General features: G+C 35.3%; 16 protein-coding genes and 3 other annotated features. Of the genes, 3 read left to right on the top strand and 13 right to left on the bottom strand.

Annotation, left to right across the window (positions count from 1 at the left end; all coding sequences use genetic code 11):
- Nucleotides 1-31: 31 nt before the first annotated feature.
- Nucleotides 32-685, bottom strand: coding sequence for a hypothetical protein (locus CQZ94_RS08490; protein WP_105585027.1), 654 nt, complete (start codon nt 683-685; stop codon nt 32-34).
- 218 nt (nt 686-903) lie between these two features.
- Here CQZ94_RS08490 and CQZ94_RS08495 point away from each other — a divergent pair, with 218 nt between their 5' ends.
- Entirely contained in the window at nt 904-1,731 is an 828-nt protein-coding gene (locus CQZ94_RS08495; RefSeq protein ID WP_002110445.1) for a peptidoglycan-N-acetylglucosamine deacetylase, read from the top strand.
- Nucleotides 1,732-1,775: 44 nt separating this feature from the next.
- On the opposite strand, the gene CQZ94_RS08500 is transcribed toward CQZ94_RS08495, so the two are convergent.
- Entirely contained in the window at nt 1,776-2,201 is a 426-nt protein-coding gene (locus CQZ94_RS08500; RefSeq protein WP_105585028.1) for a WapI family immunity protein, read from the bottom strand.
- Between the two features lie 121 nt (nt 2,202-2,322).
- Nucleotides 2,323-2,865: a TetR/AcrR family transcriptional regulator gene (locus CQZ94_RS08505; RefSeq protein WP_105585029.1), complete on the bottom strand. Its 543-nt coding sequence runs from the start codon at nt 2,863-2,865 to the stop codon at nt 2,323-2,325.
- A 173-nt stretch (nt 2,866-3,038) separates the two neighbouring features.
- Here CQZ94_RS08505 and CQZ94_RS08510 point away from each other — a divergent pair, with 173 nt between their 5' ends.
- Entirely contained in the window at nt 3,039-4,487 is a 1,449-nt protein-coding gene (locus CQZ94_RS08510) for a DHA2 family efflux MFS transporter permease subunit (RefSeq protein WP_105585030.1), read from the top strand.
- Nucleotides 4,488-4,534: 47 nt separating this feature from the next.
- Here the strand turns inward: CQZ94_RS08510 and ltaS are convergent, their stop codons facing one another.
- The 10 genes from ltaS to CQZ94_RS08565 form a co-directional block, all read right to left on the bottom strand.
- Nucleotides 4,535-6,496 carry a lipoteichoic acid synthase gene (gene ltaS, locus CQZ94_RS08515; protein ID WP_105585031.1) on the bottom strand — a complete coding sequence of 654 codons (1,962 nt, stop codon included), beginning with the start codon at nt 6,494-6,496 and terminating at the stop codon, nt 4,535-4,537.
- A 359-nt stretch (nt 6,497-6,855) separates the two neighbouring features.
- Nucleotides 6,856-7,353 (bottom strand): SRPBCC family protein, encoded by a 498-nt coding sequence (locus CQZ94_RS08520; protein ID WP_105585032.1) that lies wholly within the window; start codon nt 7,351-7,353, stop codon nt 6,856-6,858.
- Between the two features lie 103 nt (nt 7,354-7,456).
- Entirely contained in the window at nt 7,457-9,082 is a 1,626-nt protein-coding gene (locus CQZ94_RS08525; RefSeq protein ID WP_105585033.1) for an ABC-F family ATP-binding cassette domain-containing protein, read from the bottom strand.
- A 117-nt stretch (nt 9,083-9,199) separates the two neighbouring features.
- Nucleotides 9,200-10,363: a GNAT family N-acetyltransferase gene (locus CQZ94_RS08530; RefSeq protein ID WP_142395783.1), complete on the bottom strand. Its 1,164-nt coding sequence runs from the start codon at nt 10,361-10,363 to the stop codon at nt 9,200-9,202.
- 167 nt (nt 10,364-10,530) lie between these two features.
- Nucleotides 10,531-11,820 carry a 3-phosphoshikimate 1-carboxyvinyltransferase gene (aroA, locus tag CQZ94_RS08535; RefSeq protein WP_105585035.1) on the bottom strand — a complete coding sequence of 430 codons (1,290 nt, stop codon included), beginning with the start codon at nt 11,818-11,820 and terminating at the stop codon, nt 10,531-10,533.
- A gap of 16 nt (nt 11,821-11,836) precedes the next feature.
- Nucleotides 11,837-12,937: a prephenate dehydrogenase gene (gene tyrA / locus CQZ94_RS08540; protein WP_105585036.1), complete on the bottom strand. Its 1,101-nt coding sequence runs from the start codon at nt 12,935-12,937 to the stop codon at nt 11,837-11,839.
- Nucleotides 12,930-14,030: a histidinol-phosphate transaminase gene (gene hisC, locus CQZ94_RS08545; RefSeq protein ID WP_105585037.1), complete on the bottom strand. Its 1,101-nt coding sequence runs from the start codon at nt 14,028-14,030 to the stop codon at nt 12,930-12,932. The genes tyrA and hisC overlap by 8 nt, the downstream gene beginning before the upstream one ends.
- A gap of 18 nt (nt 14,031-14,048) precedes the next feature.
- Nucleotides 14,049-15,221: a chorismate synthase gene (gene aroC / locus CQZ94_RS08550; protein WP_105585038.1), complete on the bottom strand. Its 1,173-nt coding sequence runs from the start codon at nt 15,219-15,221 to the stop codon at nt 14,049-14,051.
- Nucleotides 15,222-15,274: 53 nt separating this feature from the next.
- Nucleotides 15,275-15,494: a binding site (T-box leader), on the bottom strand.
- A gap of 9 nt (nt 15,495-15,503) precedes the next feature.
- Nucleotides 15,504-16,580 (bottom strand): bifunctional 3-deoxy-7-phosphoheptulonate synthase/chorismate mutase, encoded by a 1,077-nt coding sequence (locus CQZ94_RS08560; protein WP_105585039.1) that lies wholly within the window; start codon nt 16,578-16,580, stop codon nt 15,504-15,506.
- Between the two features lie 195 nt (nt 16,581-16,775).
- Nucleotides 16,776-17,010: a binding site (T-box leader), on the bottom strand.
- 54 nt (nt 17,011-17,064) lie between these two features.
- Nucleotides 17,065-17,301, bottom strand: a binding site (T-box leader).
- 107 nt (nt 17,302-17,408) lie between these two features.
- Nucleotides 17,409-20,891, bottom strand: a complete 3,483-nt coding sequence (locus tag CQZ94_RS08565; protein ID WP_105585040.1) for a DUF4020 domain-containing protein — start codon at nt 20,889-20,891, stop codon at nt 17,409-17,411.
- A 180-nt stretch (nt 20,892-21,071) separates the two neighbouring features.
- On the opposite strand from CQZ94_RS08565, the gene CQZ94_RS08570 reads away from it, so the two are divergent.
- Complete coding sequence (locus tag CQZ94_RS08570; protein WP_105585041.1) at nt 21,072-21,509, top strand: YndM family protein; 438 nt, start codon at nt 21,072-21,074, stop codon at nt 21,507-21,509.
- Nucleotides 21,510-21,512: the final 3 nt, after the last annotated feature.

A 21,512-nucleotide genomic window follows, 5' to 3' on the forward strand; every position in this document is an offset into this window, starting at 1 on the left:
ATTTATTTTTCAAATGCGGTATGTGAAATTTTTATTGATGTATTTTAAAACAACAAACATCCTCTAGCGCATTCAACGGGTTTATTATGTTCCTTCCTATTATACTTTCTACCCTTGTAGCAGCGTCTACCATAGATAATTGTGCAACTGAAAGCATTTCGTTTCTATCTTTCATAATTTCATATAAATACTTTTCTAATTTAGCATCATGCTCTTCTTTACGACCTTGCATAATTAACTCAAATATCCCTTCTATCACTTCTACTTTTACATGTATGGATTTATTATTCTGCCGAGCGTATTGTTTTAAACGTTCCATCGTTCCTGAAACAGTGCGGTTATTTGTAAAAAGTATGGTCTGTGGCTCTTCAACCTGACAAATCATTTCAAAGAATGGCTCATCAATTTTCAATATAGGAATGTCTATTTCGAAATTTTCATCTAATAGCGTAATATAATCTGTACAAGTTAATAAAAGTGTATCTACATCACTTTTGGCTATATACTTTATAATATCTTTTAAATTATTTCGTGCTTGTTCTTTTTCAAAATCACAATCTTTTTTTAATATGCGTGATAAGATGGGATCTACAAAATGGAGTATTTCGATTCCAAAAGATTGCAATGCTCGGTCAATGTATTCAATATTTGAATGATGAGCATGTAAACAAGCTAGTTTTTCCATACTTATCCTCCCTTTCTAAAGCAAAAAACATGAATGAACCATTTTACATACAGTTCCATTCATTTAATTCTTGTTTCATTTTTTCAAACCTGCAAAACAGTGAAATCTTGCATACTTTTTTACAAACTTTTTTGCGCTTGTAAAAAAGTTTTTTTGCATTTCCCCCTCTAAAATTGCTAATATAGTAGAGTAGAACTTTTATAGAGAGTAGGAAAATTATGCACAATGGAATTCGGATGACAACTTTAGTGAAAAGGGCTCTGTTGATTTGCGCTGGGGTATTATTTACATACGAAGCTGCTTACGGATCAACACATATCGCTCTAGCAAGTACAGAGGATGAAGCTAAATCTGTTCAACTTGTAAGTGAAATTCAAACATCCCTTGCTCCGAAAGAAGCTCCAAAGCACTATAACGGGCAAGTTAGAAAAGTCGCTTACTTAACATTTGACGATGGTCCTGGAAAATACACAGCTGAGCTTTTAGATATGTTAAAGAGCGAAAATGCAAAAGCAACATTCTTCCTAATTGGTTCAAACGTGAAAGCTTTCCCTGATCTTGTAAAACGTGAAGATGCTGAAGGCCACTATGTTGGGATGCACAGTATGACTCATAACTACAAAAAACTGTATACAGAAGGTCACTACGTTGATGAGATGAAGGAAGACCAAGGCTTAATCGCTGGAGTTCTAGGTAAATCACCAGTATTAACTCGCCCATCTTACGGCTCAATGCCAGGATTAAATGAAGCTCTTCGCAACAAAGTTGTTGAGAATGGTTTAAAAGTATGGGATTGGACAATTGATTCATTAGACTGGAAATACAACAAAATGCCAGTTGATGCTGCTTCAGCTAAAATCGTAGAAAACGTTCTAGCTGGTGCTACAAATCCAACAGAAGTTATTCTTATGCACGATATTCATCCACAATCAGTTAAAGCAGTACCTGGAATTATTAAAGGACTGAAAGAAAGAGGATATGAATTAGAAAGCTATCATGAGAACGAACACTTCCCATTAAACTTCTGGCATGATAATCGTATTTAATGAAAAAGACTTGATTTCCTCTAGTAGGTTATCAAGTCTTTTTATTATCGTTTTGGGAATTTCTTTTGCTGCTCTTCAATAGCACGAATAATATTCTCTCTATCATCTTGAGTTATACTGATAGAAAATTCGTACTCCTCTTCCTTACACCATGCAGGATTAAGTTCTTGCGATAAGCGAATAACAATGTGAAACTCCTCTTCATTTTCTCCGACATATTCAAACGCCAAATTTGGTTCTATGAAATCTAGTTCATTATATGTAGGGTTTGGTAAAGATTCAAACCATTTTATCATGTACTGCAAGTCATAAGTTTGTAAAAAAGGATCCATCGTTTTAAAAACTTTATTTTCTTCTAACAGTTTCGCCTTTACTATTAACCAGTTTCTATCACACTCGTCTTTCTCATCTTTAAATTGGTATTTTACAACCTCTAAATGTAATGATACTTTTTTATTTTGAAAATTCATGAGTAGCCCCCTTCTATCTCTGAGTCTTTTGTTTTATAAAGTTTTATTAATCCCGATACTTAAAATTATACTAGGTTATTCTAATCGTTTTTTAATACGGATGAATTGTTTAAATTTATTATCATTTGTACATAAAATAAATTTGATTTGCAATATAATCTGAACTAAAGTGAAGTCCATTCCTTATCCACCACATGATAATACCTACCAATGAAGCTGTTTTAATATCAACCGCAACATAATCATCTGGCAAATCCTTTTTCGTATTCTCTCTTCTCGTTTCTATTAATTGCTTTAAAAATAAAAATAATTGCTCCTCAAATTGATTCATTTTAAATAATATAAATAAATAATTTCGGTGGAGATATAAATAATCAAGTAATTGTGTTAGTTTTTGTTTTTCTGATAAATCTTTTGCATGCATTAAATCAACAATTTTATTAGACAGCTCATTTAAAATCTCATTCGTGATTTGTTCTAGTAAATCTTGAATATCTTGATAGTGTAAGTAAAATGTTGTTCGATTTAATCCTGCTTTTGTTGCGACTTTCTGAACTGTTAAGCTTGAAATACTAGAATTCTCACATAAGAGTGAAATAACAGCATTTTTAAACATTTCTCTTGAACGAACTGTACGAGAATCTTCTTTTTTAGGTGTAGACATTTTGAAACTCCTTTATAGATTTTCTCTTTACTTACTCGACAGTGCATACCTTCTATGTCGAGTAGTGAACATTTTCAACAAAACTGTTCATGGTCAAAGAAAATTTATTTTGTTACCATTAATTTTATAGACACTATGTCGATAAATCAAGAAAACAATGAAGGAGTTTACCAATGCAAAAGGAAATATCAGAAAGAAATAAAAAAATTATATTAGTTGTGCTCATTGCCGGCTGTTTTTTATCAACATTAAATCAGACGCTATTAAATGTAGCGATGAGTAATTTAATGGAAGTATTTGATGTTACGGCTGCTACAGTGCAATGGCTATCAACAGGCTTTATGCTCGTGAACGGTGTACTAGTGCCGATTACTGCATTTTTAATGAAACGATTTACTACAAGGCAGCTATTTATTAGCTCAATGTTCTCCTTGTTGATCGGGACTGTTCTTTGTGCATGCGCCATGAATTTTGGCATTTTGTTAACAGGAAGAATGATTCAAGCAGTTGGGGCAGGAATTATTATGCCACTAATGATGACAGTTATTTTATATTTATACCCTAGTGAAAAGCGTGGCAGTATTATGGGGACCATCGGCTTCGCCATAACCTTTGCGCCAGCCATCGCTCCAACATTATCTGGCTTTATTATTGAATATGTATCATGGAGATGGTTATTTATTGGATTAGCTCCCTTTGTATTAATCGTTATTATTCTCGCGCTAAAATATTTAATGAATGTTGCTGAGACAACAAAAGCAACATTAGATATCGTAAGTGTCATTTTATCAACGATTGGATTTGGTTGTATTATATTCGGATTTAGTAGTGCGGGGAGCAAAGGATGGGATCATCCAGTTGTTATTACTACAATTATCATCGGCATAATTGTTACAACTCTATTCTGTTTACGTCAAATAAAGTCTAGCGATCCACTATTAAATTTATCCGTATTTAAGTATAAAATTTTCACTCTTACATCAGTCATTAACGTACTCATTACGATGATTATGTATGCTGATTTAATTCTTTTACCAATTTACTTGCAAAACGGACGAGGTTTCACTGCTTTTGAATCAGGTTTACTTCTATTACCTGGCGCTGTAATTAATGCCTTCTTATCACCTATCACAGGTAAAATGTTTGATAAATACGGGGCAAAACCACTCTTTATTACAGGTTTAATATGCATCATTATATCGATGTGGGGTGTAATTGATTTGACCGAATCCACCACTTATATGTATTTAATGGTTCGCACCATTATTCTACGCATTGGACTAAGTTTCATTTCGATGCCTTTAAATACAGCAGGTTTAAACGCTTTACCAAGAGAATTGGGTTCACATGGCTCCGCAGTGAATAATACCCTTCGTCAATTAGCAGGTGCTATTGGAACAGCAGTTATTATCACTGTGTATACAATTCAATCCACTTCACATACTTCACAGTTATCTAGTGAGAATGGAAGCATTTCAGCTATGCAAGTAACGAAATTATCTTCTATCTTCAGCTCAAGTGATGCCTACGCATTTATGTTAGTCTTATCCTTTGTAGCACTGATATTTGCATGTTTCATGCCTAAAAAAGTAGCACTCCAAAAATCCGAAAGTAAATCTTAAAATAAAAAATCCTACTCGTTTTCTATACGAGTAGGATTTTTTATTATTTATTTTGTTTCCCCGTCTTCAGTCATCTTCACCTTCGTTTTATTGTTATAGTTATATTTAGAACGATCTACCGGTGTAAATCCTTCTGGTGTGTAGAATCGTAATAAGTCACCGTTAACAACTTGGTCGGAGTATTTTAGTGATTTTTGAACCATTTGTTCATTTTGTTTTATTTCATCTGTAAATTCTACAGGTTTCCCAGTCGCTGTATCATAATATTTGCCGTTAAGTGCTGTAACTGTTGGGCTTACGTAGTTACCGTTACGGAACGGAACGACTTGTTTATGCTCTGGTGATAATAAATCTGATCCGAATTGGACATAATTTTTCGTATCTGTACCTAGTAAGTGTAATAACGTTGGAAGAACGTCAATTTCTCCGCCGTATTGATGTTGTACGCCGCCTTCCATTCCTGGTACGCGAATGATTAAAGGTACACGTTGTAATTGAGCATTTTCAAATGAGTTCATTTCTTTACCCATTATTTGAGACATTGCTGCACTATGATTATCTGAAATACCGTAATGGTCACCGTACATAACGATAATTGAGTTATCGTATAAACCAGATTGTTTCAAGTAATCAATGAATCCTTTTACAGATTCATCTAAATAGCGTGCTGTTTGGAAGTACGTATCTACTGATGAATCACCTGTTTTAGCTGGTTCAATCGTTGCTTCCGCTTTATCAATCGGATAAGGGAAATGGTTCGATAACGTAATGAACTTCGTATAGAACGGTTGTTTCAACGTTTGTAATAACGGAATTGATTCATTAAAGAACGGTTTATCTTTTAAGCCATAGTTTACTACATCTTTTTCATTCATATCATAGTATGACGCATCAAAGAATTTATTAAAACCAAACGATTTATAAATTTCATCACGGTTCCAGAACGTTTTGTAGTTACCGTGGAACACTGCTGATGTGTATCCTTGTTGACCTAAAATAGCTGGTGCTGATTGATACGTGTTATGAGCTTTATTTGTAAAAACAGATCCTTGCGGTAATCCAAACATTGAGTTCTCTAACATGAACTCCGCATCAGATGTTTTACCTTGCCCTGTTTGATGGAAGAAGTTATCAAAGTATAACGTATTCGCATCTTTTGTAAATGAGTTTAAGAATGGTGTAACCTCTTGACCATTTAGCTTGTAGTTTAGTAAAAAGTTTTGGAATGACTCTAAATGAATATAAATTACGTTCATTCCTTTTCCTTTACCAAAATACTCAGGATTTGGACTTGCATAAGTTGATGTAAGATAGTTTCTAACTTCTGTCATATTATCGCCATCAGCTAATGCTCGTTCTGTTGAAGCTTTCGCACTTTGAATACCATCATAAATCGTAAAGTTGTACGCCCCTAAATATTTCACGATATAATTGCGGTCAAATGTTCTTGTTAACAATTCAGGACGGTCAGATTCTGCAAGACCTAGGTTAATACTAAAGAATAAAATACCTGCTACAAATACTAGAGATAATTTATGCTTCGCAACACGGATTGGTTTAGGATTTACAAATTTCGTTGCGACTAAAACAATTAAAATGATTGTATCTAAGAAATATAGTGGATCATATAAGTGTAGCAATGCAAAAATACTACCACCTAAATCTCCAAAGTTATTCGATTGTGTTAATGTCGGGAACGTAATAAAGTCGCTGAAAAAGCGATAATATACTACGTTTGCGTATAAAAGTATAGACATTAGCAAATTAATAATAATTAACCAAATGTAAGCTCGTTTCCCTTTTGCGAATAGTGCGAGCCCTAAAAATAGAACTGCTGAGCTTAACGGGTTGAAAAACAGTAAGAACTTTTGGATTGTGTTCGATATCCCTAAATTAAATTCTGTCACATATGCTGCATATGTTTTTAACCAAAGTAAAATAACGGCAAATACGAAAAATCCAAAATGATTACTTAATACTCGTTTACTCTTTAATAAAAATTGTTGCATCTCTCCACCTCTTTTGATCATCCAAGGCTTATTTTATATAAGTCTGTCTCTCTCAATTTTTCTTCTTCAAATAGATTTTATTTGTTTAACTATATGAAGAATATTAGTAATTATAATTTGTAGCTTTTATTTATTCAACTATTTCTTTTTAAACAGTTTGACTTTGGTTTCTATTTTACAAAATACATTTGTAACATTTCCTGTTTTCTCCCAAGGCTCATCCACTAATTATGACTCCACAAACTATAATCCTTTATTTCCTCATTTGCAAACTAATCTTTCTCCAATTTTGGTACATATTTCACATAAGAAAAAGTGTAGTTTGCAGTAATTGCTCAAACTACACTTTTCCTACAATCTTATCCTTTGTAACTAACTTCCCCAATTGCAACTAATTCCTTTAACCCCATAAACATTAAATTCCAACCATGCTCAGACCCGTCATGATGCTCTTTAAGCGCTTTTTCAATATGAAGTTCTGTCCAATCTTCTTCATGAGGAACGATAATGTTTTGTGAAAATATCATTTCAGATCCTTGTTGATGATCTTTTATCTCAACTGTAATTATATCTTCTAATTCGCTAAATTGTGGCATTTTGAAAGTAAACACCAATTTTTTAGGTTGGTCAATTTCAATATATTCTCCTATAGCTCGATAATCATTCCCATCGCGATGGTCAACAATTTCCCAACTTCCTCCTACTCGAGGAGTATTTTTCGCTACTTTATTCGTTCCTTCCAATGTAAAAAACCATTTCTTCATCATTTCAGGGTTTATCCATGCTTCAAAAATTTCTTCAGGAGCAACATCAAAATCCCTTACCATCGTTAATGTTATTTTTGAATAATTATTCATTTGCATACTCCCCACTTCATATAAAAATGAAGATTTTTTTATTTGAAGTAAAATACACAAAACCCTCGCTCTCATAAAAGAAAGCGAGGGTTTTAATCATTTATTATTGACCTTTGTACATTACATCAACTTGTTTTTGAAGTTCTTCACTTTCTAAGAACTCATCATACGTTGCTACCTTATCAACTACACCGTTTGGCGTTACTTCGATAATACGGTTTGCAATTGTTTGTACGAACTGATGGTCATGAGAAGTGAATAGTAATGTTCCTTTAAATGTGATTAAACCGTTGTTTAATGCTGTAATAGACTCAAGGTCTAAATGGTTTGTCGGATCATCAAGTGTTAATACGTTTGCACCGCTTAACATCATTTTAGATAACATACAACGAACTTTTTCTCCTCCAGATAAAACAGAAACGTTTTTCTTTACTTCTTCACCAGAGAATAGCATACGGCCTAAGAAACCACGTAAGAAACTTTCTGATTCATCTTGTGGAGAGAACTGACGTAACCAATCAATTAAAGTGTAATCACTGTTCTCGAAGTACTCAGAGTTATCTCTTGGGAAATGAGCTTGAGATGTTGTTACACCCCATTTGAATGAACCGCTATCTGGCTCCATTTCACCCATAAGAATTTTAAATAATGTTGTCATCGCAATATCGTTACGTCCGATAAATGCAACTTTATCACCTTTATTTAAAGTGAAGTACACATTATCTAATATTTTTTCGCCATCAATCGTTTTCGAAATACCTTCAACTGTTAATAGGTCATTTCCTACTTCACGTTCTGGTGTGAAACCAACGAACGGATAACGACGTGATGATGGTCTAATATCATCTAATGTAATTTTATCTAACAATTTTTTACGAGAAGTTGCCTGTTTCGCTTTAGATGCATTTGAGCTAAAGCGTGCAATAAAGTTTTGTAACTCTTTTACTTTTTCTTCTTTTTTCTTGTTAGAATCTTGCGTTAGTTTTAATGCTAATTGGCTTGATTCATACCAGAAGTCATAGTTACCAACGTATAATTGAATTTTACCGAAATCAAGATCAGCCATGTGCGTACATACTTTATTTAAGAAGTGACGGTCATGGGATACAACGATAACTGTATTTTCAAAGTTCATTAAGAAGTTTTCTAACCATTGGATCGCTTTTAAGTCCAAGTGGTTGGTAGGCTCATCTAGTAATAGAATGTCAGGTTGACCGAATAAAGCTTGAGCAAGTAATACTTTTACTTTCTCTGCCCCTGTTAATTCAGACATCTTTTTATCATGAATATCTTCACCGATGCCTAATCCTTTTAGAAGGATTGCAGCTTCTGACTCAGCTTCCCAACCGTTTAGCTCAGCGAACTCACCTTCAAGTTCTGCAGCACGCATGCCATCTTCATCACTAAAGTCTTCTTTCATGTAAATTGCATTTTTCTCTTGCATTACTTTATAAAGACGTGTGTGACCCATCATTACTGTTTCTAGTGCAGGGAACTCTTCATATTCGAAGTGATTCTGTTTTAATACTGCTAGACGCTCACCTGGCGTAATATGTATGTCACCTGTTGATTGGTCAACTTCACCAGATAAAATCTTTAGAAATGTTGATTTACCAGCACCGTTTGCTCCGATTAAACCGTAGCAATTACCTGGCGTGAATTTTATGTTAACATCTTCAAACAATTTGCGATCCGCAAAACGCAAACTAACGTTACTTACTGTAATCATGTGTTTCCTCCAATTTCGATACTTTTATATACATACTTCAATTACTATAACATATTTAACAAACTAAAGGTATATCTTATCATCATTGTATTGGGTACAAAATAATTTCTTTAAACATCAAAAGAAATCATAAATACACGGCTTACGCACGGGCACTAAATTCTCAAATGCACGTATCTCCTCTTCGCTTCCGCTTATTAACTCTAATTCATTTAATTCTAACGGACGTTTATAACCAAACATAATAGTAGATAACGCGTTAATATCCATTTGAATCCCTTTTTCTTTTGCTGTTTCTTCTTTAATGATTGTTATTTCATTATTTTTAAGTTGAACCGTTACGTTATTCCACGGTGCAAATGAATCTGTAATATGTAAAATCACTTCTTGTTCTTCGTTGCTCCCATTCCATTCATATTGTTTGAAGAACTGTTCTACATCTACAATTCTTCCCATGAAATATGGAGTTACTTCTGCTTTTACTCGTGGTTCTTGTAATGTGTAAAGAAGTGGCTCTGTTTCACTTAGTATCATTTCAAGATCTTTTATCATAGAATCATGTTGGCAGATGAAGTTCCAAAGACCAATTCTTGCTTCATTATGCAGTGGAACAAACTCTTCTACTGTCATTTTAGAGTTCTCTATTTTGTATAAAATGTAACCCGCCGCATTTTTATTTTCATCATAGTAAACAGCCAATGTTAATTCATGATATACCGCTTGTAGCCACCATTTACGGTCTCGAACTAACATACCAGAAAAACGTTCTGCAAATGTTTCATAGATCTTCTCTATTTCTTCTAGATGGTTTTCTTTATTAAAACGTTTCACTGTACCGTTCACTTGTTTTTTCATTATTAAATCGCTCTTCGTCATATGACATATATGGCGATTGGCACAAAGTTCCCAGCCGTATTTGCGGTAAAATGAAACTGCAAATGGATGTAACATCGATACACTATATCCATCTTTTTTCATCGTTTGAAGGGAATGCTGAAGCAACTCTTTTACATATCCGCTTCTTCTATACTCTGGGTACGTCGCTACCCCTGCAACGCCGCCCATTTTAAACTTTTCTTTTCCTATGCAGATATGAAACGGTATAAGATGGAGTTTTGCCGCTAACTCGTCACCTTCCATGATGCCGTATATTTGATGGCTTTCCTTCATTCGAGTAAGTTGCTGCTGCAATCGTTCCTCATTTACTTTATATTGAAAAGAGTATTCTGATAAAGCTAGCGCTTCTCTGAATTTATCTTCTTTTAGTTGTATAACGTTCATATATTTCTCCTCCATCCTTTGTTTGAATTATATCATAATTCTTAATATTTCAGTACGGTGAATGAAATTATATCGACGCTTCGACAAAGAATATCGACTTACCGATAAATATCGACACCTGTCTTATATAAAAAAGCAGATACATTACGCATCTGCTTCTCATCAATTTATTTAGCTAACGTTTGAAGCTCTTCAAAAAATGTAGGATACGATACACCTACTGCTTCTGCATCTTCAATTATTGTTTCTCCTTCAGCAATGCAGCCAGCAATCGCAAGCATCATTCCAATGCGGTGATCACCGTGACTATGTACTGTAGTTCCTTTTAGCTTACATTTACCGTAAATAATCATTCCGTCGTCGGTCGCTTCAATACGAGCTCCTAGTTTCGTTAGTTCAGCAACGACTGTATCGATACGATTCGTTTCTTTCACTTTTAGCTCGTGTGCATCTTTAATGACTGTAATTCCGTCTGCTTGTGTTGCTGCTAAAGCGATAATTGGAATTTCATCGATTAGTCTCGGAATAATATCCCCGCCGATTTCTATTCCTTTCAGTGACGATGTTTCAATTGTAATATTTGCAGCAGGTTCTGATGCACCTTCGTTAATTGGCTCTACAGTAAACGTAGCCCCCATTTTCTCAAGAACATCAATAATACCTGTACGAGTCGGATTCATTCCTACATTTTGTAATAGTAGTTTACTATTTGGAATAATTGCGCCCGCTACTAAGAAAAATGCCGCAGATGATACGTCACCCGGAACTTGAACGTCTGTTCCTTTTAGATTTTGTCCACCAGCTAGTTTTACAGTTTCCCCCACGCGAGTTACTGTAACGCCAAACGCCTCAAGCATTCTTTCTGTATGATCACGCGAAATATGAGGCTCTGTAACAGTTGTTACACCTTCTGCACGAAGACCTGCAAGTAAAATAGCTGATTTCACTTGTGCACTTGCTACCGGTGAAGTATATTCAATCGCCTTTAAATTCCCGCCTCGTATTGTGAGCGGCGTAAACGTTCCTTCTTCTCGGCCATCAATTTTTGCGCCCATTTTCTTTAGTGGATTTGTGACACGTTGCATCGGTCTCTTCGCAATTGAAGCATCACCTTGCACGCAAGAAAAGAATGGTGTGTTTGCAAGTATTCCTGACATTAATCGTATCGTTGTACCAGAATTACCTACATCTAATACAGTTTTTGGTTCTTGTAAACCTTCTAATCCTTTTCCAATTACCGTAACTTCGTCTCCATTTTGCGTTATCTCTACTCCCATTTCTTTAAAACAAGAAATAGTACTTAAACAATCCGCACCAGGAAGAAATCCTTTAATTGTTGTTTTTCCTTCCGCGATTGCGCCAAACATAACAGCGCGATGCGAAATTGATTTATCGCCAGGGATTGTAATTGTGCCATTCAATCCGTTATTTACAGTTTGTACTGTTTTTTCTTTCACGTTGCTACCCTCCTCATTAAATTGTTTCATACGTTTGGTATTCTGCTTTTCCTAGTGCGATTTTTGCCTGCGTGCGATCCTCTTCCCTTTGGAAACTAATTCGTAACACCCCAAGTAATCCTTCACGGGCTTCTAAAATTTGCAAGTTTGTAATGCTAATTTCTTCTTCTGCTAAAATACTCGTAATATGAGCTAAAGCCCCTACTTTATCTAAAACATCGACGTATAAGTCGTGATAAGCAGGAATTGCGCCCCTCTTTCGCACCGGTAAAGAATCACGGTATTCTTTTGCGTCAGCAAAATAGTTTTGTATTTCACCTGCATCTCCTTTAGAAACCGTCTTGTATAAATCTTCCATTTCAGAAACCCATTCTTCTAATAGTTCCAATAAATGCTCACGGTTTTGTTTTACAATATCACTCCACATTTTCGGACTACTTGATGCGATACGCGTTATATCTTTAAATCCGCCTGCCGCTAGTTGGTGAATAAGCGGGTTATCCCCTGCATGTTTCTCAACTTGTTTTACTAATCCTGCTGCGATTAGATGCGGAAAATGGCTAACAATTCCTGTTACATAATCATGTTCTTTTGTATTTAAAACGAGAAAATGCGATCCGGTTCCTTTTAACCATTCTTTCAGCTCATCTACTTGATCCGTTGGCACGCGATTCATTGGCGTTAAAATGTAAAATGCGTTTTCGAAAAGGTGCGCCTTTGCACTTTCAACACCAGTTTTATGAGAACCTGCCATTGGATGTCCACCGATAAAAGAAACTTTCTTTGATAATAAAGCTTCCGCTTCATTCATGATTGTCCCTTTCGTACTTCCTACATCGGTAACAATAACATCTTCTCGTAAATGAAATGATGCAAGTTTGTGTAATAACTTTTTTGTTTCTTCAACTGGAGAGGCAAAAACAATTAAATGTGCCTCTTCACATGCACTCTGTAAATCTACTGCTACTTCATCAACTACATGTAATTCTTTTGCGCGCTCTACTTGCTCTTTAAATATGTCATAACCGATAATCGTTACATCGTGCTCTTTTTTAATCGCTAATGCAAGAGAGCCTCCTATTAATCCAGTACCGATTAATACTACCTTTTTACACATTTGCCTCATCCCGAGACTTACCTTTTTTATTTTCAAAGTGCTGTTTTAACACTGAAATCACTCCCTCATTTTGTTCCCTAGTTCCGATTGTAATACGGACACCATTTGGAAACGGACGAATAATAAACCCCGCGTGCGCACAAGCTTCATAAATTTCCCCAGCATCATCTACTGGTAAGAAGATAAAGTTCGTTTGCGACGGATAAAACGGGATTTCATTTTCTGTACAAAAACTTTCGTACTGTTGTAATCCCTCTTCGTTAACACGTACTATTTCTTCAATAAACGCTTCATCACTAAAGGCAATCGTTGCAGCTTTTTGTGCTAATGAAGACACGTTAAACGGCAAACGAACGACATTTAATTTCTCGATTAATTCTTCTTGTCCAATCGCATACCCAACGCGAAATGATGCTAAACCGTACGCTTTAGAAAACGTTCTTAAAATAAGAAGGTTTTTATGTTTTTCTAATAGTGGTAACGTCTCTGGGAAATCTTTCGCGGTTACGTATTCATAGTATGCTTCGTCAATGACAATTAACGTCTTTTCACTAACTCCCTCAATAAATTGAGTCAATTTTTGCTCATCAACATATGTGCCTGTCGGATTATTCGGATTACAAATCCATACGATTTTTGTATATTCATCAACTGCTGAAGAAATTTCGTCTAGATCATATACACCGTTATTTAAAGCAACTTCTTTCACTTCACAGCCTTCAATAATTGCATGATGACGGTACTGAGGGAATGTCGCGCCAGCAGTTACGATATTATCTCCTTTACAGAGCACTGCACGGCTTATAATTTGAATGACTTCATCGAGCCCACTACCACAAAGCACTTGTTCCATTTGCACTTGTAATTTCTCTGCAATTGTTTGACGGAGTACTTCAGCACCTCCGTCAGGATATAAAGCATGTTCCTGCCACGATTTTTGTAACTCTCCTAAAACACGAGGTGAACAGCCAAATGGATTTTCATTTGATGCTAACTTAACAAATGAATGATTCCCGTATGCTTCTTTCATTTGCTCTGGTGATTTACCTGGTTTATACGGTTGTAATGATGATAATTGATCTTTTACTTGCATGTTAAATCCACCTTTTCATTAAAATTCTTTTGCGTATTTGTTATGTTGCGAAATGTTTTGCTTTAGTAATTCCATGCGATCTTTTCCGAATTGTTCGACTAGTGCATCTGCAAGTTCCCACGCAACAACAGCTTCAGCTACAACCCCTGCTGCAGGTACTGCACAGCTATCCGATCTTTCAATACTCGCTTGGAATGATTCTTTCGTATCAATATCTACGCTTGCTAACGGTTTGTATAATGTAGGAATTGGCTTCATCACACCTCTTACTACAATTGGCATACCTGTTGTCATACCGCCTTCTAAACCGCCGGCATTATTCGTATTTCTCGTGTATCCTTTTTCTTCATCCCACATAATTTCATCATGCACTTTACTTCCAGGTTGTCTTGCCGCTTCGAAACCAACACCAATTTCAGCACCTTTAAATGCATTAATACTCATAATAGCACCAGCAAGTTTTGCATCTAATTTACGATCGTAATGAACGTAGCTACCAACGCCAATTGGCATACCTTCTGCAATGACTTCGACAATACCGCCTATAGAATCTCCGCTACTTTTTGCGTTATCAATTGCATTCATCATCTCTTGTTCTACTTCTTTATCTAAACATCGAACTGGTGAATTTTCAGTTATCGTTTGAATTTCTTCAATTGGTAAGTTTGAAATACGCTTCGCTTGTACTCCACCAATTTCAAGAACATGTCCTGCAATTTCCACGCCTAATTCTTTCAAAATTTGTTTCGCAACTGCACCAGCAGCTACACGAACTGTCGTTTCTCTTGCAGATGAGCGCTCTAATACATTTCTTATATCACGATGGCCATATTTAATTGCTCCGTTTAAATCCGCATGTCCTGGACGTGGTTTTGTAATTGTACGTTTCATTTCTTTACTTTCTTGCTCCGAAATCGGGTCTGCACCCATTACTTTCGTCCAATGTTTGAAATCATCATTTTTTACGATTAACGTAATCGGCGAGCCAAGTGTCATCCCGTGACGAACACCACTTACAATTTCAACTGTATCTGTTTCAATTTGCATGCGTCTTCCGCGTCCATGCCCTTTTTGTCTTCTTAATAATTCTTTATTAATATGTTCCGCTGTTAATGTTAAACCTGCTGGTACACCTTCTAAAATAACTGTTAACTGCGGCCCATGTGATTCTCCAGCTGTAATGTATCTCATTTCTCTTGCCCCTTTACTATTTTTTTGTACAAAAAAGTCCCTACTGAGCGCTCAGTAGGGACGATGTTTATCGCGGTACCACCCTAGTTGTAGACAACTTTCGTCTACCTCTCTTCTTCTTTAACGATCGTTTGACCGTCTTTCCCTCCAAAAGTTGGCGGGAAAGATGCTCCAAGGCTGTAATTCATGCTTACCTTTGTACTGATTCACACCGGCCATCAGCTCTCTTTAACAGTGAGATAAGCACTACTGTTTCCTCTTCAGCGCATATATGATATGGAATTAAGATAATTTATTTTTGAAACCTTTTAACTCATCCATGAATCTATGGAATTCTGGAATATCCATTTGTTGTGCAGAGTCTGATAATGCAACTGCTGGGTCTGGATGAACTTCAGCCATTACTGCATCCGCTCCAATTGCTAATGCCGCTTTCGCTGTTGGTAATAATAAATCTCTACGTCCTGTTGAATGTGTTACGTCAACGATAACTGGTAAATGTGTTTCTTTCTTTAAAATCGGTACTGCTGAAATATCTAATGTGTTACGTGTCGCTCTTTCGTATGTACGAATACCGCGCTCACATAGAATAATTTGGTCGTTTCCTTGTGCAATGATGTATTCCGCTGCATTAATGAACTCATCAATTGTTGCTGCTAATCCACGTTTTAATAATACTGGCTTGTTAACTTTACCTACAGCTCGTAGTAAATCGAAGTTTTGCATGTTACGTGCGCCAACTTGAATTACATCAACGTAATCTAACGCCATTTCCACATCATTCGGATTTAAAATTTCACTAATAATCGCTAAGTCGAACTCATCTGCTACTTGGCGTAAAATTTGCAGGCCTTCTTCTCCTAAACCTTGGAAATCGTATGGAGATGTTCTCGGTTTGAAAGCACCGCCGCGCATTAATTTAAGCCCTTGATCTTTCATCGCTTGCCCTACTTGGCGAACTTGCTCTAAGCTTTCTACCGCACAAGGTCCCATAATGAACGTTTGTGTTCCGTTTCCAATCAATTCGCCTTTCACATTAACGATTGTATTTTCTTTTTTCTTTTTACGTGATACTAGTAACGCTTTACGGTTATCATCTTCTTGTAATTCTAAGCTTGCTTTGAAGATCGTTTTGAAAATATGTTGAACCGTTGACGTTTCGAATGGTCCTTCGTTATGCTCTGCGATCATATCAAGTACTTCACGCTCACGTACTGGATCAAAACGTTTCGTACCTTGTACTTGTTTTTGCTCCCCGATTTTTTGAACGATTTCACCGCGTTTGTTTAATAGGTGTAATAGTTGTAAGTTAATTTCATCTACCTGTTTACGTAATTGATCTAATTCGTGATTTGCCATTTGGAAATCCTCCTCTAATGTTTTAAAAGTATAGTAAGAGAATAAAAAATTCTCTATTTTCTGAACTGGTTAATTATACAAATTTAAAGTGGAATCGATACCTCTTCTTATTTTAAACTAATAATTACCATAAAGACACTAACTACTAGTTAATAAGGCACTTTTTTTGTACAAAAAAGCCCTACTGATTCAATCAGTAGGGACGATATTTATCGCGGTACCACCCTAGTTGTAGACTTCTTTCGTCTACCTCTCTTCATTGTTAACGATCAATGTGACCGTCTTTCCCTTCATAAAGATACATATCTTTACTACGAAAAAGATGCTCCAGGACTGTAATTCGCTCTTGTTTTTGTACTGGTTCGCACCACCCACCAGCTCTCTGTTACAGGGAAACAACAACTACTGCTTTTCCTTTCAACGCATGACTATTTTATTTTCAAGTTGGACCACTAAAATACAAAAAGTCCCTACTGAATAAATCAGTAGGGACGATATTTATCGCGGTACCACCCTAGTTGTAGACTAACTTTCCGTCTACCTCTCTTCACTGTTAACGATCAATTGACCGCTTTTTCTTCATAAAGACAATACTATCTTTACTATGAAAAAGATGCTCCAAGACTGTAATTCATGATTATCCCTGTACTGGTTCACACCAACCACCAGCTCTCTGTTACAGTAAGACTAACCACTACTGTGATCTCTTCATTGCACTTTGTTTATTCAAATGTTTTTGAAATTGAATAAGTATGATTCGTATTATAGAACGCTTTTCAAAACACTGTCAACAACTTTTTATTTATTTTTTAAAATTCCGTTTTCGCCCTATGATTCCTCTTGTAAATTCTCCATAACAATTCCGATACGTATTATTTCATTTTCAAGTAAATGTAAAACACATTCCTCTACTTCATATTGGATTAACAATTCTTTTATTTGTATTATTTCATTTTCAAGTAAATCGGCTTCCTGACATGTTTGCAGTAAAATAAAAAACACGTTTGCAAACATTTCTTTATGCGCTTTCATACTCTCTTTCTTATCAAGCATTTCGATAAATAACTGTTTCATTTCCTCCCCCGTACATTTTCCATTTACACCCGAAAATGTACGAGATATAATACATAATCCTTTTTCTAAAATTTCATCCATGTATAAAATAATGCGTAAAAGCATTACATATTCTCTCGTTTTTATCTCACCCATTTTTGGTCGTTCTCGTAAAAATATACTGAGCCAAGCTGTCCAAAATTTTTGTTGTTCTTTTACACTTAACGTTTTGACGTAATAGCATAAATACTGCATGAACTTAATTTTATTTTCTTCATTTTCTTGTATGAGTAAAGGATATAACCAATCTGTTTTTTGCTCCCAATACAGTACACATTTAATAAATACAAAGCTTAGCCACTTCAAAAAAGCTTCCCTCGTATGCGGATGTAATACTTCCAAATGTTCTACCGCATACTTAATAAATCGCTTCATCTCTGTAAATAAAGGTAAATTTATTTGCGTGTAACATAAGCCCGCCCACGCATATTTCGTAATTTCATTTTCCTTCTTTAAATCTAAGTACGGTAACATATATTTTCGGCACCATTGCTTCTCAATATGATATAAAAATGTAATATCTGCTATTAATCGAGCAAACATAAGGTTTGTCCGTTCTGAACTAACTCTTACTTGTTCTTCAAACAAAAATAAATATTCATACACATTACGATCGTATAAATGATCATATGATAACAGTTTTAATAATACAGCTGTCATTTTCCCGACAGGATGCTGAATCGATTCATTGTAAAAGTCTTGTTTTCCAAGCTTAAAATCTGTATCGCTTTTCATAACTTGAGGAAATACTGAAAAAGCAAATCGTTTTACAACCCGTATACTATTCTCCTCTAACTCTTCTAATCGATTACTAATTTCATATAGAAAACTACTAATTAACCAATGAAAGGCAGTATTTCTAACAAATTTCTGCAATAGCGGAATAATTTTTGGGATTTGCTCATTTGTCAGTCCCCGGTTATTTCGCCACTCTCTTATACAAACGAACCATACTTCATTACTTATTTCATGCACACCTACTAATTGGTATGCAAATGAAATACTCCATTCTGTATTCAATTTACATGCTTTCGATAACATCTCTAGAAAATGGCGTTGTTCAAAAACACCGTCTTGAGAAAATTGACGAACTTGCTTCATAATTTCATCGTCTTTCAGTTGTAATAATCCATCAGCAGTTACATTACAAGTAATGCTTTGTTCTGTAGTCTCTTTCTTTTGTACACTGTATCGATCAGAATTGAAGTGAGGATGTTTTTGCTTCATTAACTCATACCCTTTTGCTGTAGCTGGACTATTCGAATCACAAGTGAATAATACATCTAAGACTAAACAAACATCAAATGCCCTCTCCTCTGCAAGGTGCTTCATTACAGTTTGAATGACTTCTTCCTTTGTTTTTTCTAAAGAATGTGCGTAATGATTTTTTAAAAGTTGAAAAACTTCGTGTTTATATGTGACATCTAAAAGAAATCCTTCCTGTAACAACCATTCCATTTTGTCATCTACGCTAACAAATATATTTTTATTCATCGCATCAATTGCAATTCGCTTTTGAAGTACACTATTTGCTTCTATCATTTCTGTAATATAATAATTCCCTTTTTTCTCATTGTTTTCACATAAATAGGTTAGACACTCTTTTACAATTTGAATTAAAAATGCAAGGTCATTTTGATGAAACTCTTTCTCTACATTTTCCTTATCTCTTTTTTTCAGTGCTGTTTGTCTTAATGACAATATTCGCATCTTCTCTAATCCCATCATCATAATTGGAACAGCGTAATAAGAGATATGCGGTCTCATCTTCTCATTCCAAATTTGCTCCACATGAGAAAAGGTAGACACTGGTAAACGACTCGATTCCTCGAGTTCAATTGATTCTTGCGTATCATTTCCCCACTTTCTTTCACGCTTCAACTTAAGTTTTCCGTCCAAAATAAACGTGAGTAACAATAAAGCAATTTCTTTATGCTCAGGAAAAGAACATTTTTGAAGTAAGTAAGAGATTTTTTCTATAGATCTACTATCTTTTTCAGCTGTTTCTAATAAAAGAAGTGTCCACCTTGCAAACAACAACGGGTCCATCTTGATCTTCGTTTCGCTTAAGTAGCTACAAATCGTTTTCCATAATAATGGAGATATTTTAGAATGATTTTTAAAAATCAATTGAAATAATTCTTTCTGATGGCTAAAAAGAAATTGTTCTACTAACCATTCTGCAAGTAACTCATCTACTTCATCATAGTTTGGCGTAAGTAAAAATAAATTTTGTAATTTCCCTTCTGCTTCAAGCCATTCGACCCATTCATAATCACGGGCAAATTCAACGAAGTACCGAACAGTTTCAATTTTTTTTATTGACTGTTTTATATAGGATAATTGCTCCTGCTCTACTGATGGAGGTACGGTTACAATATCACGAATACGCATTCTTTTTGTAATATAATTATCACCCATTAATTCCGCCCAACGTTTCACCGCTTTGACAAGGGACTGATGATTATTTGCTTTATTCGGATACACAATCGGTCTTATCCCTAAATGTTCCCAGTGGTACGTATTTTCCCCTTGTGCGACAAATGCATAACGCCTTGTACTTGGTGGTAAACCAGTTGCTAAATATTTCATTACTGGGTCATTATGGCTATATCCAACGAATAAAACGGTGTAATTTGAGAATAAATCAACTAAAAATCTTCTCGCCCATCCTTCCGTTAAGTAAGCCCTTCCAAAATCACCATCTGTTAAAATTAAAGCTTCTTTTTCCTGTTCTATATTGCCATGTATGTAAGCCAGCCCTTTAAACGCTCTACCTGTAGGTAGAGCAGGTGCGTAATAAACGTTTAATTCTCTATTCATTTCTTTCATCACAGTTGTAAAATGTCGATCAAAGTTTGTCGTTACAATGCGGACTTCTGTATCTAAAGGAAACAACCTCGGAATTGCATAATGAAGCGGATTTGGTTTTGACTTTTCTATATGAACTAGATCTCTTGCAACTTGATGCACATCTTTCGTTTTCGCAATTTTACCGAGATAATAATCGTGGGGTTCTGTCATCTCACGCCTTTCGACATATAAAGCTTTCGAAATTTCATCAACTAAATCATCGAAATTCGGTAAGTTTGATTTCCCCTTCATAGAAACTCCTGCTCCAACGAATAATACTAACTTCCCTTGTTCAAGGTGATCGATTAACTCATCTGGAATTTCTACTTCTGAAGTAATCCACATCCCGGATTCCCCCTTACCTAAAAATGTCATACGCTCTCATTTTACTATAACATTTTTTAATTGTTTTTTTAATATTTAGATAAAATTTCGACGTGATAAAGTTTTATCTAAATTAAACCGTTCCAATGTATGAACTCCTGGATTTATTGTAAAACTATGTATAAATGGGAGGTGTAAATATTGAGTGATATTACTGTAATACTTATCAAATTTATATCATGCATCATCGCTTTTAGTATCGGACTAGCTCTATTTTTCCCAGCAACGCTCGTCCAAATCATTTCTTTTAGTCTCTTCGTCACAATCGTTTCTTATATGTTTGTTGATAAAATTATTTTAAATCGAATTGGCAATTCCGCTGCCATTATGACGGATTTCTTACTTACGTATTTAAGCGTTTGGATTTTCGGTAATATTTTATTAGACAACTACATGCAAATTGCATGGGGCAGTATCCTTTCTGCCATCGTCTTTACATTATCAGAAGTAATCGTCCATCGTTTTTCTAATGCCCACACAAGGCACAACAATGATAATATTCGTGTTAATCGCCGCTTGGCATATGGTACTGAGTTTGCTGAAGAACAAAACATATTAGCTAAAGATAAGAAAAAGTAAAAG

This window comes from Bacillus sp. MYb209, assembly GCF_002975175.1.
Taxonomy (GTDB): domain Bacteria; phylum Bacillota; class Bacilli; order Bacillales; family Bacillaceae_G; genus Bacillus_A.